Annotated in this window: 14 protein-coding genes and 1 tRNA gene; 9 read left to right on the plus strand and 6 right to left on the minus strand. The window is 34.9% G+C overall.

Annotated features, from left to right (window positions below; genetic code table 11):
* Positions 1-129: 129 nt before the first annotated feature.
* Positions 130-4,920: a translocation/assembly module TamB gene (locus KBP46_RS09805; RefSeq protein WP_123278879.1), complete on the minus strand. Its 4,791-nt coding sequence runs from the start codon at positions 4,918-4,920 to the stop codon at positions 130-132.
* Between the two features lie 4 nt (positions 4,921-4,924).
* Here KBP46_RS09805 and tsaD point away from each other — a divergent pair, with 4 nt between their 5' ends.
* From tsaD to KBP46_RS09820, 3 genes are read left to right on the plus strand one after another with little or no spacing between them, the layout of a single operon-like run.
* On the plus strand, positions 4,925-5,941 hold the full coding sequence (tsaD, locus tag KBP46_RS09810) for a tRNA (adenosine(37)-N6)-threonylcarbamoyltransferase complex transferase subunit TsaD (RefSeq protein WP_216445236.1): 1,017 nt from the start codon (positions 4,925-4,927) through the stop codon (positions 5,939-5,941).
* The gene (locus KBP46_RS09815; RefSeq protein WP_062675435.1) at positions 5,938-6,333 is read left to right on the plus strand and encodes a hypothetical protein; all 396 of its coding nucleotides are present in this window, start codon (positions 5,938-5,940) and stop codon (positions 6,331-6,333) included. The genes tsaD and KBP46_RS09815 overlap by 4 nt, the downstream gene beginning before the upstream one ends.
* Positions 6,330-7,025, plus strand: coding sequence for a 16S rRNA (uracil(1498)-N(3))-methyltransferase (locus KBP46_RS09820; RefSeq protein ID WP_062675436.1), 696 nt, complete (start codon positions 6,330-6,332; stop codon positions 7,023-7,025). The genes KBP46_RS09815 and KBP46_RS09820 overlap by 4 nt, the downstream gene beginning before the upstream one ends.
* A 48-nt stretch (positions 7,026-7,073) precedes the next feature.
* On the opposite strand, the gene KBP46_RS09825 is transcribed toward KBP46_RS09820, so the two are convergent.
* Complete coding sequence (locus tag KBP46_RS09825; RefSeq protein ID WP_228411962.1) at positions 7,074-7,748, minus strand: RNA methyltransferase; 675 nt, start codon at positions 7,746-7,748, stop codon at positions 7,074-7,076.
* A 166-nt stretch (positions 7,749-7,914) separates the two neighbouring features.
* Between KBP46_RS09825 and KBP46_RS09830 the strand changes: the two genes are divergently transcribed.
* The 4 genes from KBP46_RS09830 (at position 7,915) to KBP46_RS09845 (ending at position 10,345) form a co-directional block, all read left to right on the plus strand.
* Positions 7,915-8,931 carry an asparaginase gene (locus KBP46_RS09830; RefSeq protein ID WP_062675438.1) on the plus strand — a complete coding sequence of 339 codons (1,017 nt, stop codon included), beginning with the start codon at positions 7,915-7,917 and terminating at the stop codon, positions 8,929-8,931.
* Between the two features lie 55 nt (positions 8,932-8,986).
* Positions 8,987-9,073 (plus strand) — tRNA-Ser (locus KBP46_RS09835).
* A gap of 118 nt (positions 9,074-9,191) precedes the next feature.
* Positions 9,192-9,857, plus strand: a complete 666-nt coding sequence (locus KBP46_RS09840; protein WP_216445237.1) for a hypothetical protein — start codon at positions 9,192-9,194, stop codon at positions 9,855-9,857.
* Positions 9,858-9,874: 17 nt separating this feature from the next.
* Complete coding sequence (locus KBP46_RS09845; protein ID WP_301285855.1) at positions 9,875-10,345, plus strand: site-specific integrase; 471 nt, start codon at positions 9,875-9,877, stop codon at positions 10,343-10,345.
* A 37-nt stretch (positions 10,346-10,382) separates the two neighbouring features.
* Here KBP46_RS09845 and KBP46_RS09850 read toward each other — a convergent pair whose 3' ends face one another.
* Complete coding sequence (locus KBP46_RS09850; RefSeq protein ID WP_216445238.1) at positions 10,383-10,655, minus strand: hypothetical protein; 273 nt, start codon at positions 10,653-10,655, stop codon at positions 10,383-10,385.
* A 1,328-nt stretch (positions 10,656-11,983) separates the two neighbouring features.
* On the opposite strand from KBP46_RS09850, the gene KBP46_RS09855 reads away from it, so the two are divergent.
* Both KBP46_RS09855 and KBP46_RS09860 read left to right on the plus strand, forming a co-directional pair.
* Complete coding sequence (locus KBP46_RS09855) at positions 11,984-12,178, plus strand: hypothetical protein (protein ID WP_216445239.1); 195 nt, start codon at positions 11,984-11,986, stop codon at positions 12,176-12,178.
* An 830-nt stretch (positions 12,179-13,008) separates the two neighbouring features.
* Positions 13,009-13,350, plus strand: a complete 342-nt coding sequence (locus tag KBP46_RS09860) for a hypothetical protein (RefSeq protein WP_216445240.1) — start codon at positions 13,009-13,011, stop codon at positions 13,348-13,350.
* A gap of 41 nt (positions 13,351-13,391) precedes the next feature.
* Here KBP46_RS09860 and KBP46_RS09865 read toward each other — a convergent pair whose 3' ends face one another.
* From KBP46_RS09865 to KBP46_RS09875, 3 genes are all read right to left on the minus strand, one after another.
* A complete protein-coding gene (locus tag KBP46_RS09865; RefSeq protein ID WP_216445241.1) occupies positions 13,392-13,832 on the minus strand; it encodes a lysozyme in 441 nt (146 codons plus the stop codon).
* Positions 13,833-13,931: 99 nt separating this feature from the next.
* Positions 13,932-14,519 carry a hypothetical protein gene (locus KBP46_RS09870; protein WP_216445242.1) on the minus strand — a complete coding sequence of 196 codons (588 nt, stop codon included), beginning with the start codon at positions 14,517-14,519 and terminating at the stop codon, positions 13,932-13,934.
* Complete coding sequence (locus KBP46_RS09875; RefSeq protein WP_216445243.1) at positions 14,516-14,827, minus strand: hypothetical protein; 312 nt, start codon at positions 14,825-14,827, stop codon at positions 14,516-14,518. The genes KBP46_RS09870 and KBP46_RS09875 overlap by 4 nt, the downstream gene beginning before the upstream one ends.
* Positions 14,828-14,865 lie beyond the last annotated feature (38 nt).

The following is a 14,865-nucleotide window of genomic DNA, read 5'->3' on the forward strand; positions in this document are numbered from 1 at the left end:
TTAAATTACAATTTCTTTAAAAAATCTATGTATTTTTTGCAAATTTACGAAAAATAATTTAACTAAAAAATATATATCAAATATTAACAATAATTAACACAGATGATAAAAATCATTAAAATATTCTAATTATTTACCTTGCGATTTTATAGAATCTGTTTTTATTTCACCTTTTGCATCTGGAGTTTTTTTGTCTTTTTTCTTCTTTTTAAACAAAGAATTGAAGCTTTTACTCCACACTACCCCTCCGCCATAGGCTTGATTAGCAGAACCGTTTGTACTCACCATTCCGATGTTTGTAGGCTTGGAATAAGCACGTATAACCAATGAGCCGTCATTCTTCTTAGATAAATCGTACTCTACTGACCCTTCCGTAGAAAGGTAATTGTTTTGGGCTCCATCTGTTTTTGATAACGGAATACCCAAACCGGTCTTGATATTAACTCTCGGGGAAAGGGCTACACTTACTCCCGCATTGGCTCTGTCTCCATAATTCGAATTCTGATCTCCTTTCACATAATTAAGGTCAATCTGAAATTCGTTACTCATTGTATTAAGAACAGATCCCAACTGCTTCAGAAGTATATTATATCCTGAGGATTCCGCTACATTTCCTACATTTACATCGAATCCACCAGTGTTGGATACGTTAAAGGTACTCAATAACAATACAGATCCGAACTGAAGAACCTTCTCTCCTTCCTGGCTCATTTTCGCGGCAAGGGTTTCTCTTACCTGGCTGGATACGTCCATTGCAGTCACATTAAGATCAATCTGAGGGTCTACCAACGACTGGGTAATATGGGCTTGCAGCAAAATACTTATAGGCTGTAGTTTCCCCATACTAAGATATTCTCCTGCATTGGAAACCATTCTTATATAATTGGCATTAATATCCAACGCAGGTTTCATAGCATCCCCATCCCATCTGATACTACTGTTTCTTTCAATCTGGAATGTTTTATTAAGAATGGCTTTAGAGACAAATGTTCCGTTATCTACTTTATAGGTACCGCTCATGGCAATATTCCCCTGTCTGTTCATATGAAACCTCAATGGATCAGCAGATCCTTTTACGGTAATATTTCCCACATCGTCTCCTACGAGTACGTTTACAGTAGTTCCTTTATCTACAGCCAGGTTGAAATCAATATTCATGTTGGCTCCTGTTTTTTTCTTTTCTTCCAGTGTGATCAGACCGTCTTTTCCTTCTTTCAGGAATCTTAGCATTTTAAATTCCTCTACATTGGAAGTGGAGCTGGAATTAAAGGTAAAGGTACTTCCATTGAGTGCCTTCATATTAGGAGTTGTTATGCTTAATCCTGAAACCGGTCCGTCCACGTACAGATCTCCCTGTCCGTAAACTCTTCCCCAGAACAGGTCAAAATCTTTCTGTGTGGTATTCAGCATCAATAGATTATCTGCTCTCATTACGAGAGATACCCCCATTGAAGAAAGGGTTTCAAACTGAATCGCCCCGGAAATATTCCCTTTGGAATTGGTTCTTCCGTCGTGTACTTCAATATTATTGAGGATAGCAAGCCCTTTGGTAAGCTGAATTACGGTATCATCAAATGCATAATCTACTCCGGTAAACAGAAGCTTTAATCCAAAATCTTTTAAAGCAATATCTCCACTATAATCAAGGTTGTTAAGCTTTCCATTGATTTTAAGATCTCCTGTTGCTTTTCCACGAAGGTTTCCAAAAATAGTCTGCACAAACTGCTGCGTAAATGCCAGGTCAAAATCACGCATTTCTGCTGTAAGATCAATAATCGGCGAAGAAGTATTATTATTAACGGTTCCTGTAAGGTTAAGGCTGTTGTTTCCAAGTACTCCGGCAGAGTGAACTTTTACATCAATATCATACACATTCAGTGAGAATCCATTGGTGGCAGAAATAGAGATATCTCCCATATCATTGCCATTCATCTTAATATCATCAATGTTAAGATCAACCAGCGGCTGAAGAGTACTTTTATCCATTTTGATCTTAACGCTTCCGTTAGCAAGACCTTTAATATCCATAGTATTTCCTCCGGACTGCATTTCAAGAAGCTTCTCTACCGCAAAATCGTTGATGTCTGCATCTACATAAAAGTCTTTTGCTGACTTAAACTGGGCTTCCTTAATAAACAAAGCACTTTTATCGGAATAAACTCTCAGATTTCTGATATCAAAATCTCCTGTTTTCTTTCTGTAGGTAATGGAGTGATCCAATTCGGGGCTTGTATCTATTGCCCATGTAACTTCATTGAATTTTACCTCGGTAGGTTCAAACCTGAATACATAATCTCCGGCTGCATCGGTAGACTGATCCACATTGATGGCGTATTCCTTAAGCTTTTCATTAATCTCATCATCAGGACTTCCATGCTTAAATACAGTGGCTAAATGAAGTGTATTTCCGTTTTCATTATTCCCTTTAAGCTCAAAATCTTTGATCACATTTTTATTATAAATGACTCTGTTGATCTTAGCGTACAATTGCTGGTTAAGGTCTCCCGTGTTAATTCTAACTTTAACACTATCTACCATCGCACTATCTCTGCTGAGATTCTTATTGTCATTAATTTTATAATCAGGATTTGAAGATGCCAGCGCCTGATCAGCGTCTGTAATCTCTTCCTCCTTAGTCATAATATATTTTAAAGAGGCTGCATCAAGATTCAGAATCAGATTGTTTGAGTTTCCATCATACTCCCCTTCTACAAGAGCTCCTTGTGGCAATCTCAATTCGGGTAAGAAATAATTGATCAATCCTTGCTGAACATCAAACTTCAGCGCAAAATTCTGTCCCCGGTATAATTTTCTTGGCGGCGGACCCACTAATATTTTTCCAACTCCATTTTCTACCATACCTGCAAGGTCTGCAAGACTGTATTTTCCTGAAATTTTACCTGTAGCAGCTCCCGGAGCATCTACATCAATAACACGACCACCTGCTTCAATAAACGTTTTTAACTTGGCATTCGGAATATTATATTTTTGAGTAGCTGAAGCAAAGTGAAGGTTATTGGCATTCACATCTAAAGTAAGATCGTTGATAGAAGACATGGCCATTTTTCCGTCAACCTGACCACTTACCACCTGAGTCCCTGGCTTATTGGTAAAGTAGTTCATATTCAGATAAGTGACGTCCGCATTAACATCCATAGCAATCCTCGGAGTACTGAAATCGATCAATCCTTTGACTGTAGCTTTTGCCTGTTCATCATTAACAGTGATGAGTCCGTTATATTTTTTATGATCCAATAAACCATCCAGATACAGATTATTGATCGTTTTATCCATAATTTCAATACTTGCAATCTGAGATTTCGTGGTCAGACGCATGGTATTGACATCAAAACTTTGCCCGTTAAGATCAAATTTACCAGAAATTAAGCCTACCGATTTATTCTTAGTGATGACTGAGGTATTGAGATCTTTTACATCAAGATAACCGGAATATTTTGGCATTGCAGTGCTGTAGCCTGTCAGGGTAAGTTTCGAAATTTTCGCCTGCCCGATTCCTGTCATTAAATTACCATTATCCACATAAATCTGATCAGGATTCACTTTAGCCGTTCCATTGTATTTCAGTTTTCCGAAATCATCTGCAAAGTTCTTCATCTTTTTGGAGATGAATGAAGGCATCATTGCTTTTAAATCCTTGTAGGTAAAATCTGTGGAAAGCTCTTTTGTTTCAATAGCAAAATGACCTTTAAGCAGATTGTCTACCTTCATCGTTTTGGTAGCAATATTGACGTCAGGATTTCTGATCAGAAAATTTTCCAGATGAAATTTATTCAAAGGACCAGTCATAACCCCTGAAAGATTGAAAGGTTTGATATTATCCCAGTTGGTAACAAAATAACTGATGTCATATCCGCTTAGCTGGCTTCCCTGCTGAATATTCATATCCCAGCGTACCTTGTCTGCAAAATCTGCCCAGGATCCGTCGTGAAGATTAAATTTGATATCTCCCTGAAGTAAGGTATGATCTGTATTCAGGGTAAGGTCTTTTAATGACAAAAACTGCTTCGTTAGAGACAGTTCTGTTGAAAAAGTATCTACAAAATGAGATTTCCCCCATCTTGAAGTTACAAATGACATATTATTGATTAACGCCGAAACATTCGGACCGTTAACTTTTACGTTCGGAGCTTTTAAGTTGAATTTTGTTGCAGTAAGCCATTTTCCCTGTTCTCCGGGAGAGTTTTCATTAACAATGGAAACTTTAGAATCAATGATCTGAATTCTGGAATTAAGTTGAAAAGGAGGTTTCTTGGGATCTCTTTTCTTCCCGTTGTCAAAGAGTTCTACAAACCTGACAAAATTGGATATACTGTCGCCTTTATAAGTAATCACCTTTACATCGGCATTCACAAGAGCCAGAGAGTTAAAACTTAGAGAATTGCTGCTTCCTGAGATGGCATTTACTGCCAGAGATATCCAGTCTGAATCTGCGCGAAACTCACGGGCTGTAATAAAATTAAATCCTTTATAGTCTTTTACTTTTAACCCTTTTATGGTGACATCACCGAAGTAATTTACATCTACACTTTCTGTAGAAAAATCCGATTTAAAATCATTATTTACAAGCTTGAGCGCCTGATCAGCTGCCCATTTTTTAGTTACCGGAAGATTGATGGCAATAAGGACTCCGCCTACAAGGAAAATTCCCAGCCAAAAGAGAATCAAGAGAAGTTTTGCCCACCATGTATAGCTGGTAACATCCTTTACAGCTTGTTTTCCAAATTCTTCAGCTGTTTCCACAGGATGGTGTATAGCATCCGAAGCAAGCTCTGATGCTTCCTTCACTGTTTCCCGTACTTTTCCCTCTACATTTTCAACAGTTTTCTGTACCTGATCCCCTAGGTTTTCAGCTACTGATTTTTTATTCTCATTCTCGTTATTATTCTCTAACTTTGCCATTATTATGAGCGACTCTATAATTTTAGGTATTGAATCGTCCTGTGACGACACCTCAGCAGCTATCATCAAGGGAAATTCTATTCTTTCAAACATTGCCGCGAACCAGGCCATCCACAAAGAATATGGCGGCGTTGTCCCTGAATTGGCTTCACGAGCCCATCAGCAAAATATTATCCCCGTTGTTGAAAAATCTTTTTCTAAAGCAAATATACAACAAAATGCTATCTCTGCTATAGGATTTACTCGCGGACCGGGACTTTTAGGATCTCTTCTTGTAGGAACATCATTTGCTAAGTCTTTGGCTATGAGCCTGAATGTACCTTTAATTGAAGTAAATCACCTTCAAGCCCACATTCTGGCCCATTTCATCGAAGATGCAAATCCTGTGCCGCCTACTTTTCCGTTTTTATGCCTTACCGTAAGCGGCGGACATACTATGATTGTATTGGTAAAAGACTATTTTGACATGGAAATCATCGGGAAAACCATTGATGATGCAGCGGGAGAAGCTTTTGATAAAATCGGAAAGATTTTTGACCTTGATTACCCTGCAGGACCCATCATCGACAGATTGGCCAAAGAAGGAAATCCTGATGCTTTTACATTCAACAAACCGAAGCTGGAAAACTACGATTATTCTTTCAGCGGTATTAAAACTTCCGTGCTGTATTTCATTCAGAAAGAAGTCAGAAAAAATCCGGATTTCATTAAGGAAAATCTTAATGACCTTTGTGCTTCCGTGCAAAAAGCAATTATTGAAATTCTGATGAATAAGCTTGAAAAAGCAGCCAAAGATCTCAATGTAAATCAGGTGGCTATTGCAGGAGGTGTATCTGCTAATTCTGCACTTAGAAAAGCAATGGAAGACAATAAAGAAAGACTGGGATGGAGTATTTATATTCCAAAATTTGAATATACAACAGACAATGCAGCCATGATCGCTATGGTGGCAAAACTGAAGTTTGAGCGAGGAGAATTTACAGACTTAAGAACTTCCGCAACCGCAAAATACGATTTATGAAAATACTCTTAGAAGAAAAAGTACTGGGAACACATTCTAAAAAGAACTCAAAATATTACTGGGTATTGGAAACTATCACAGGAAGACATGAGGGCTCAGAAACTTTTTCAGAGTTTAACGGAGAAAGTTCTGAGACAGGATATATTCAGGATATCAAAGAAGAAGTTTTAAAATTAATTAATTCTGAACATCTTTTTAGTTTTCCCTATACTCCAAAAGAAGGAGATTATTTATCCATCAAAAATAATTTGAGAAAACAGGAATATTTAAATCTGATTTTCATTAATAATGTATGGATAGAAGAAATATACATGTGTTCTTACCGGGAATGTGATACAGACATATATACAACCATCAAAACAGGAGTAGCATTTATAAACCAGGATATATGAAACTATTCTACGGAGACATCAACGGAAATAAAGTTTTAATCAACGACGAAGAACAGCAGCATATCGTAAAAGTTCTTCGCATGAGAGATGGAGAAGATATTCATGTGACGGATGGAAAAGGAAAACTTGCTTCCGGAAAACTTATAATAGAAGGCAAGAAAGCCGGAATTGAAGTTTCTGAGATCAAAGAAAATCTGCCGGAATTCAATCCAAAACTTCATATTGCGATTGCCCCTACCAAGAATATTGACAGAATCGAATTCTTTGTGGAAAAAGCAGTGGAAATGGGTATCTCAGAAATAAGCATTATTATCACTGAAAAAACGGAGCGTAAAAACATCAACATCGATAAAATCAGGAAACAAGCGATCGCAGCATCCAAGCAAAGCCTGAGATTTCATTTTCCGTTGATCAATGAAGCTCTAAAGCTAGGTGATTTTCTGAAAAATATTGATCCGGAACATACTTTTGTAGCACACTGCCATGAAAATCTGGAAAGAATTGATCTTAAAAACATTCCTCAACTGCAGCAGCTTACATTTTTAATAGGCCCTGAAGGCGATTTTTCCGAAAAGGAGATTGCATTTCTGGCAGAAAATAAGATAAAAGCAGTATCTCTCGGAAATCAGAGACTCAGAACAGAAACAGCTGGCGTTTTTGTTGCAGCCTGGAATTATTACAATATGATATAAATACAAAACGAGAAGACACTAAACCTTCTCGTTTTTATTTTTGACTCCTTATTTCCAGTCAATATTATTCTCTTTCAGGTATTTTTCAAAAATCTGCTGACCGCTTCTTATTGAATTCACTGCCCAAAGGATTTGCATCCTTAAAAGTTTTTCTTCATTCAGTTTATAATCAATCCCAGACTTTATCAGCTTTTGTTTCAGTTCGTACATACAAATGGAAGCCGCTACAGAAACATTGAAGCTTCTTGTAAAGCCATACATCGGGATGGCCAGTGTTTCATCGGCAAAATCTAAAATCTCCTGGGAAACGCCTTCCATTTCAGTTCCAAAAACCAAAGCAATGGGTTCTGTTATTTCATACTCAGGTAACATTTTAGCGTTCTTTTCCAGCGAAACAACCACTATTTTATATCCCCGGTCTTTAATATTCTGGAAAGATTCCATATTTCGGGGAAGTTTTTCTACCTCAACCCAGGTATCAGCTCCTTTTGTTACACGAAGATTGGGTTCAAAACTGTATTCTTCCTGCAAAGCCACTACTTTATGGAAACCACAGGCTTCCACAGAACGCACAATGGCTGCTGCATTTCTAAACTGATAGATATCTTCCACCACCGGAAGGACAAAGTCTGAACTTTCCTGAGAAAAATGTTCAATTTTCTCGAGTCTTTCTTCAGTTAAAAACTGTTTTAAATATTCAAAGGTTTGCGCTAAATCTTTCATCCGCATTTAGTTATTTTTTTCAATAGCCCTATGAAACATCAGTCATTTTCATTTTATTTTTATAAAATTTCATGATAAGCGTTTCATTCATTTTCAAATCTTTGCAAATTAACGTAATTTTGACCTATGAACCCTAATCGGGGGCCAATTCTTAATAAATTAGTACATGAAGCGAAAAGTCCTGCTCATCTATACCGGTGGAACCATCGGAATGGAAAAAGATTATGAAACCGGAAGTCTCCGTGCCTTTGATTTTGGAAATATATTCGAAAAGATGCCTGAAATGAGGCTTATGGAATGCGAAGTCTTTGTACATCCTTTCGCTAAACCATTGGATTCCTCGGATATGGGACCTGAAGAATGGAGAGTGATCGCTAATTATATTCAAAAAAATTATGATGAATACGACGGTTTTCTGATCCTTCACGGAACAGACACGATGTCTTATACCGCTTCAGCACTAAGTTTCATGCTAAAAGGATTAAGAAAGCCTGTCATCATGACAGGATCTCAGCTTCCGATTGGTGATCTGAGAACGGATGCCAAGGAAAATCTTCTGACCAGCCTTTATTACGCCAGCCTTTATGAAAATGATGAAGCAGTCATTCAGGAGGTTGCCATTTACTTTGAGTATAAATTATTAAGAGGAAACAGAACGTTGAAATATTCTGCTGAGTATTTTGATGCCTATTCAAGTCCGAATTACCCTATTTTGGGACAGTCTGGAGTTCATTTGAATATTATTAAAGACAACCTGTTCCGTTGTGATCCTGAGGTAGAGTTTCACGTGGATGAACATATTTCCGAAGATATTTTATTCTGGAGAATTTTTCCGGGCATGCATTTGAGCCACTTCAGGGAAATTCCTAAAATGAAGGTTCTTATTCTTCAGGTTTTTGGTTCGGGAACTATTTTCAGCAGTGCAAAAACTCAGGAAACGCTTCAGGAAATCAGAGATAACGGAACTGAAATTGTGGTGGTAAGCCAGTGTATTTCAGGAGGTATCTCATTCGGAAAGTATGAAAACAGTAATATTTTCTCCAGAATCGGAGCAATCAGCGGAAGAGATATGACAGCGGAAACAGCGATTACCAAAGCCATGCACTTAATTGATAATCCAAGTTACTCCGGAAGCTTTGCCGATAACTTCACCAGAAGTCTTTGTGGAGAAATTACAGATTAATTTGTAAGAATAATTTGGATATTCCAGAAAATACACTATTTTTGCAATCTCAAAAAGAGAGGTGTCCGAGTGGTTGAAGGAGCTACCCTGGAAAGGTAGTATACGGGTAACTGTATCGAGGGTTCGAATCCCTTCCTCTCTGCAATTTTCATAAAGTGTTATTTATCAGTATTTTACAAACTGTAGATAACACTTTTAGTAAAAATAAGTAAATTTTTCTCATACTCCCTCAAGTGTTCACAAATCAAAATATTTGTGAAATGAAAAATTTAGAAGTCCGAATCTCTTCATCAACGGATATGAAATACCGTTGGTATGTCTATGTTTACAATACAGAGACTCAAAAAATCATCAAGAAAATATCAAAAGGTCTTAATTCATCAAATGATTACAGTGAGCGCATGTTTGCCGCTGAAATCCTCAAATCAACTCTTGAATTAAAATTAAAATCTGGAATTGATCTAAACCCATCTTTAAAAAAGAAAACGGAAGTAGTAAAAATTTGTGATGCTTTGGATTTTGCCCTGAAAAAAAAGAAAGCTGATCTGTCTAAAGGTTCTCAAGGGAATTACAACTGCGCTGTTAACTTTTTCAAATCAGCTGCTGTAAAACTAAAATTTACTAATGTTAATATTTCAGATGTAGAGAGGTATCACGTTAAGTCTATAATGGACGATATTCAGCAAGAAAGAAACTGGACCGGGAAAGAATATAATAAGAATCTGGGATATATTAAATCATTGTTTTCAGAACTTGTAGAATGGGAATATATAAAGTTCAATATAGTACGGGATATTCGACCAAAGAAAGAGGAAAAAACAGAAGGCTACATCTTGGCTACTGACAAGCAGCATAAAAAATATCTAAGCATTTACGGGAAACAGACTACAATTTTTACATATTCTATAGTATCGAATATTATTTAGGGATAAGACCTAAAGAAATACTCTTGCTTAAATGTGGTGATGTAAATATTGAACATAAAATAATAAGAATTGCTTCAGAAGATGCAAAAGATAATTCTTATAGATATGTTCCTATTTTTGAGCCGGTATTATCACTCTTGAAAAAACTGAATCTTAGCAATAAAGACTATTACCTAATAGGAAGACCTAAACCATATGGGTGCAGGTTCTTTAAGCATGAATATTTTTGCCCAAATCCGTATAGTATCAAGAGAGATACTGCTACCAGAAAATGGAAAGAATATATTATTGACGGCTTGGGAATTAATGTAAAATGCTATTCCTTCAAACATAAGGGCGCAAACGATAAATTAAAAGCAGGAATGGACCTAAAAACAATATCTGAAATATTCGGACATTCAAAAGAAAAAACTACTGAATTATACGCCAACCACATTAACTCAATTCGATTTGAGGAAGCAAGCAAAATAAAACTTGAAGAATATTAAAATTAAGGCGTGTCTAAAACGATACGCCTTTTTCCTTTTATCTTTTCCCATAATTAGTCACAAACTCAATTGCTTTATCGCAAATTAAATGCGTAAAGTATGACTTCTCTCCCGTTTTTGGATCCTCGAATACTTCTGATTCCCATTTAATCCACATATCTACAATATCCCATTTCCTAAGCCTATGAAGATGCGGATTAAAAGAGCATTTCACTTCAAAATACTGTTTTTTCTTATCGCCTTCAAATTCAACTATCATAGTGTTTTTTGAAGGGTGGGTTTCTTCCCTGATAGTTCCTCGTAATTTCATGCTTCAAAATTGATACATTTTATAACAATTACAAAATAATAAATGTTACAATTCATAACAATGTTATTTTTTTCAGGATTAATAGTATTTATAAATATGCGTTTTCACGATGGTGAGAAAAGGAAAATCCCCGGAGCAATCCGAGGATAAATTAATTACTAACTCATTTTATAGAAAATGAGAATTCAAATATAATATTTTAAATAAAAAAAATCCCCGGATTTCTCCGAGGATAAAAAAGTGTTTTTGTTAAAAATTCTAAACACATTTAAATATACAAATTTTGTGTAGCAATGTTTATGAGTCAGATCATATCCAAGATTCCCATTATCTTATTAAATTTGATTGATCGATAGCTCGAATTATCGACTACTTAATCATGCTGCCTCTCAATTATGGGAGGCATTTTTATATAAAAAATCCCCCAATAAAGGAGGATAAAAAACTAATAACCATGAAAACTCAAAAAATATGAGCTGTATCTTAATATACGACTAAATTTAAAGTATGGATTCTAATAAGAAATAAAAACCTCCCAGGGCATAGAAGGCTGAATACATATCATCCGATATTTAAATAATCGAACACTTAAATATATAAATTATTTCATTATTTAGTGATTAGTTAGTAAATTTAACACAATCTCTTTATTCATAGTACTTACAGACAAAAACACCTCTCAAAAATAGAGGCATAGATAGACTGATTAGTTTATAAATAAACCACAAACGAAGCTAAAATAAAAAAAACTTCATAAAAAATGAAGTTTTAAGTGTGTGATTAAGTATAGATAGATGATGTGGTGTTGCGTAGGTTATATTTTACAAAACCTGCATTAACACTAACAATACACATGCCATAATCATCACTGTTTAATGAAAAGTTTATTTTTGTGGTATCTTTTGATAAAAATATTTGGAAACTGAAACAGGTATATTAATAATCCAATTTGTTAAAAATTATCTTATGGTATAAAAAACCTCCCAGACAACCATGAGGTAAAACTAAAATATTTTCTTTCAGTTACGACAATTTAAAATAGAATCTTATGATTGAGACAATATAAACTAAAACTATTTATGCTGACATTTACAATTCATAATAGTTGTACTATCTCTACGTACATTTGCCCTCCCCTAAAAAGGAGGGTTTTACTATGTAAAAAATCCCAAGCCATAGCCAGGGACATTAAAAAAAACTTGACTTGTTCTTATCTCTTAAAAAAACTCCGTAAATATACGGTTAGACTGTAGTAATAACTCTACGGGAAACCGTAATGATTGACTTTAAATTGTTTGTATATTAGAATCTACAAAAAACTATTTTTTATGGAAAATCAAAACGATTTATTAAGAATGATTTCTGAAGCTTTGCAACAAAACAAAGTTATTAATGATGAAATATTAAGGTTAATTTCTAAGCAATCTGGAATGCATGACGTGCAATTGCAAGAAATAAAGAGGTTACTATCTATTAATTCAGGCACTTTAAGATTGATTAGAGAAAACACTCCTACTGATTAAGTAAAACCCCACTGTTAGGTGGGGAATTTCTTTTAATTTATATTACGGAAACCCGTAAGGCAGTTAATATAATATTCTGTAGTTTCACCAAAAATTAGATAATACGACGTTTTCTGACGTCGCCTACTCATAGATTTGTAAAAAGAAAATATGAGTGAAGAGATCTAAATTAAACAATAAAATAATTATACAGTATTTGATGCTATTGATGCTGTATAAACATGAAAAAAAGATTTAAACAATTATTTTGAACCGTTACAAATAATAAAAATTGATAAATTTTATGTAATGATTTGCTATTAAACGCAATAAAATACATATATTTACACCATAATTAGACAATTTAGAATAATTCTAAACAAACATTTGCATGTATTTTGCAATAATTAAAATATTAAATTTAACAAAATAAAAATATTAAATATGTCAACTAAGCAATTAAAGACTCAAAACCAAAAGGGTATTAGAAAGGGTTGGCCAACTATTAAGGACTCCAAACCTATCAAACTTTCAGACGCAAGTCAAATCATCGTTTTTAATCCAAGAACCGGAAGAAATCATTCTCTAGAAATTTCTTGGTAGATGAGCGAAGATTATTATAAAATATATAATTATAGAGGATGTCCAGCTGAAAAGGCTGGACATTCTATTAAAGAAGGGTATGAATTCTTCTTTAAGTCATCAAAATCTAATCTAAAATATTGCATCGAAGCAATTTACCATGAAGGTGATTTTTTTGCCATAAAATATTATTGTAAAATTCACAGGGATTCAAAAAGGAAATACAGCATCCCTACTAACACTCACGAACCATATAAGATAATTAGATCTTGCATACAAATTATGCCAATCCTTCAAAAAAATATCCAACGGCATCATTTGTCGCTGTTGGAGCTAGATCTATATTTGGTGACACTATTGAAGATGCTCAAAATACGATTAGATTTAGATTGTATTATAAAATGGTCTATCAAATGTTTAGTCAATATGAAGACTTTATTTTAATGCAGCTTCCAGAGGTTAGTGGTATTGGAATTGTTTTTGTAAATGATATTTACTCTGATCCTCAAAAAACACAATCACCTACTAAATATATAGTAGAAAGGGTTAGGAAAATAAAAAAAATTGTTCAAGAATCTTATGATGAAATTCACATACAAGATGATGAATAATAGTATGTAACTTTAAGAAAATATTTATTACTTCACTTATATTACTTCACAAAGAACAAGTCAGCCTCCGCTTTTCTTCTCCGGATCAGTCCGTTCAAAACTTTTCCTCCGGCGGTAATGTATTTTGTAGTGAACCAATTCCTGATCTCTGCATCTGAAGCTCTTTTGTTGATTAAATAAAATAAACCATCAGATCCTCCGGTATTGTAAGTGTGTGAAACAAGAGCATCAAATTGATTCTGAGTCAATGGAACTTTTACTTTTGAATTCACAATCTTTTCATAAGTAGGCAGAATTGCAGCGAATAATTCAACTCCTTTCTCTTTTGTTATCGCTGGATCTTTCATGGTTACTTTTTTCCCTCCTGGATAGTAAGTATTGCCATATCCTATTGTCGGAATTCCTGCAGAATCCAGATAAGGCTTTGAGCTGAATCCCTCAAATGATGTAATTAGATTTATTCCTTTCTGTGATGTTTTCATTTTATAATCTTATTAAATTGTAAGAAACCCCGACACCAAAGCCAGGATAAAACTGATTAGTTCCGGGTATGTAATAATAACCTGCCTGAATGCCGAAACCTATTTTTTAGGCTTTATGTCAATTCGCTTTTTGAAATGTTCAACGCCGTTAATCTTCATGTTTTTGTCAGGTGAAGAAATGTCGATATATGTTTTTTCGGGCCCTAAAAGCCACTTTTTTTCATTATACTTAACCACATCAACAATAGCATTGTATTTATAGTTTATAGTACTGTCAGCTGTATTGGAAACAATCTGCATATACTTGTTTTCATAATAAATACGGTCCTTTTCTCGTTGTTCCTTACTGGCTTTTAACTGCCCTTCTAAAATGAACTTTGCCCTGGTTAATTCATCAATCTTTTCAGTAGCGATGTTGAGAGCAGGAGCCAAAGTGTCTTGAACATATGTGTTGTAATTTTTAGTAACATGATTCTGAATTAACTCACCTTCCTTTTCTTCAAATTTTCCATGTAGGGTACTGTCAACTCTATTCATCCATGTATATAAAGCAATACTGTCTTTTTTGTGTTTTGAGTCTTCTACAATCCGGTCGTTTTTACTCAAAGTAAACCATCCGGTAAAAAGGTTTGCAGCTAAAACTATAACTGCCAAAACCAAAATCGCTATAAATGCATTCTTTTTCATTTTGCTTGATTTAAAATTGTTTTGGCCTGTTCCTGAGTTTTTTCACGAAGCGTACTGTCAGCTTTTTTTATTGTCTCCTTCTCAATATACCCGGCCTTTCTTAATAATTGATCTTTTAGGGCGTCTTTTTCCCATTTTTCCTTTTCGTATAATTCTTTCCAATACTGCTCAGCATCGTTATTTTTATTCATGTTGATGAAATAGGTAATCCAGAACATAACGAAAAACACAGCAGCGACAAAAGCAAGTGGATTTCTAGCGATAAGCTGCTGAAATCGTCCGATTTGATTTGTATTTGGATTCCCCATTTCATTACCTATTAATTAAGAATATTATTTTGTGGAAA

This window comes from Chryseobacterium sp. PCH239 (assembly GCF_018924625.1).
GTDB lineage: Bacteria > Bacteroidota > Bacteroidia > Flavobacteriales > Weeksellaceae > Chryseobacterium > Chryseobacterium cucumeris.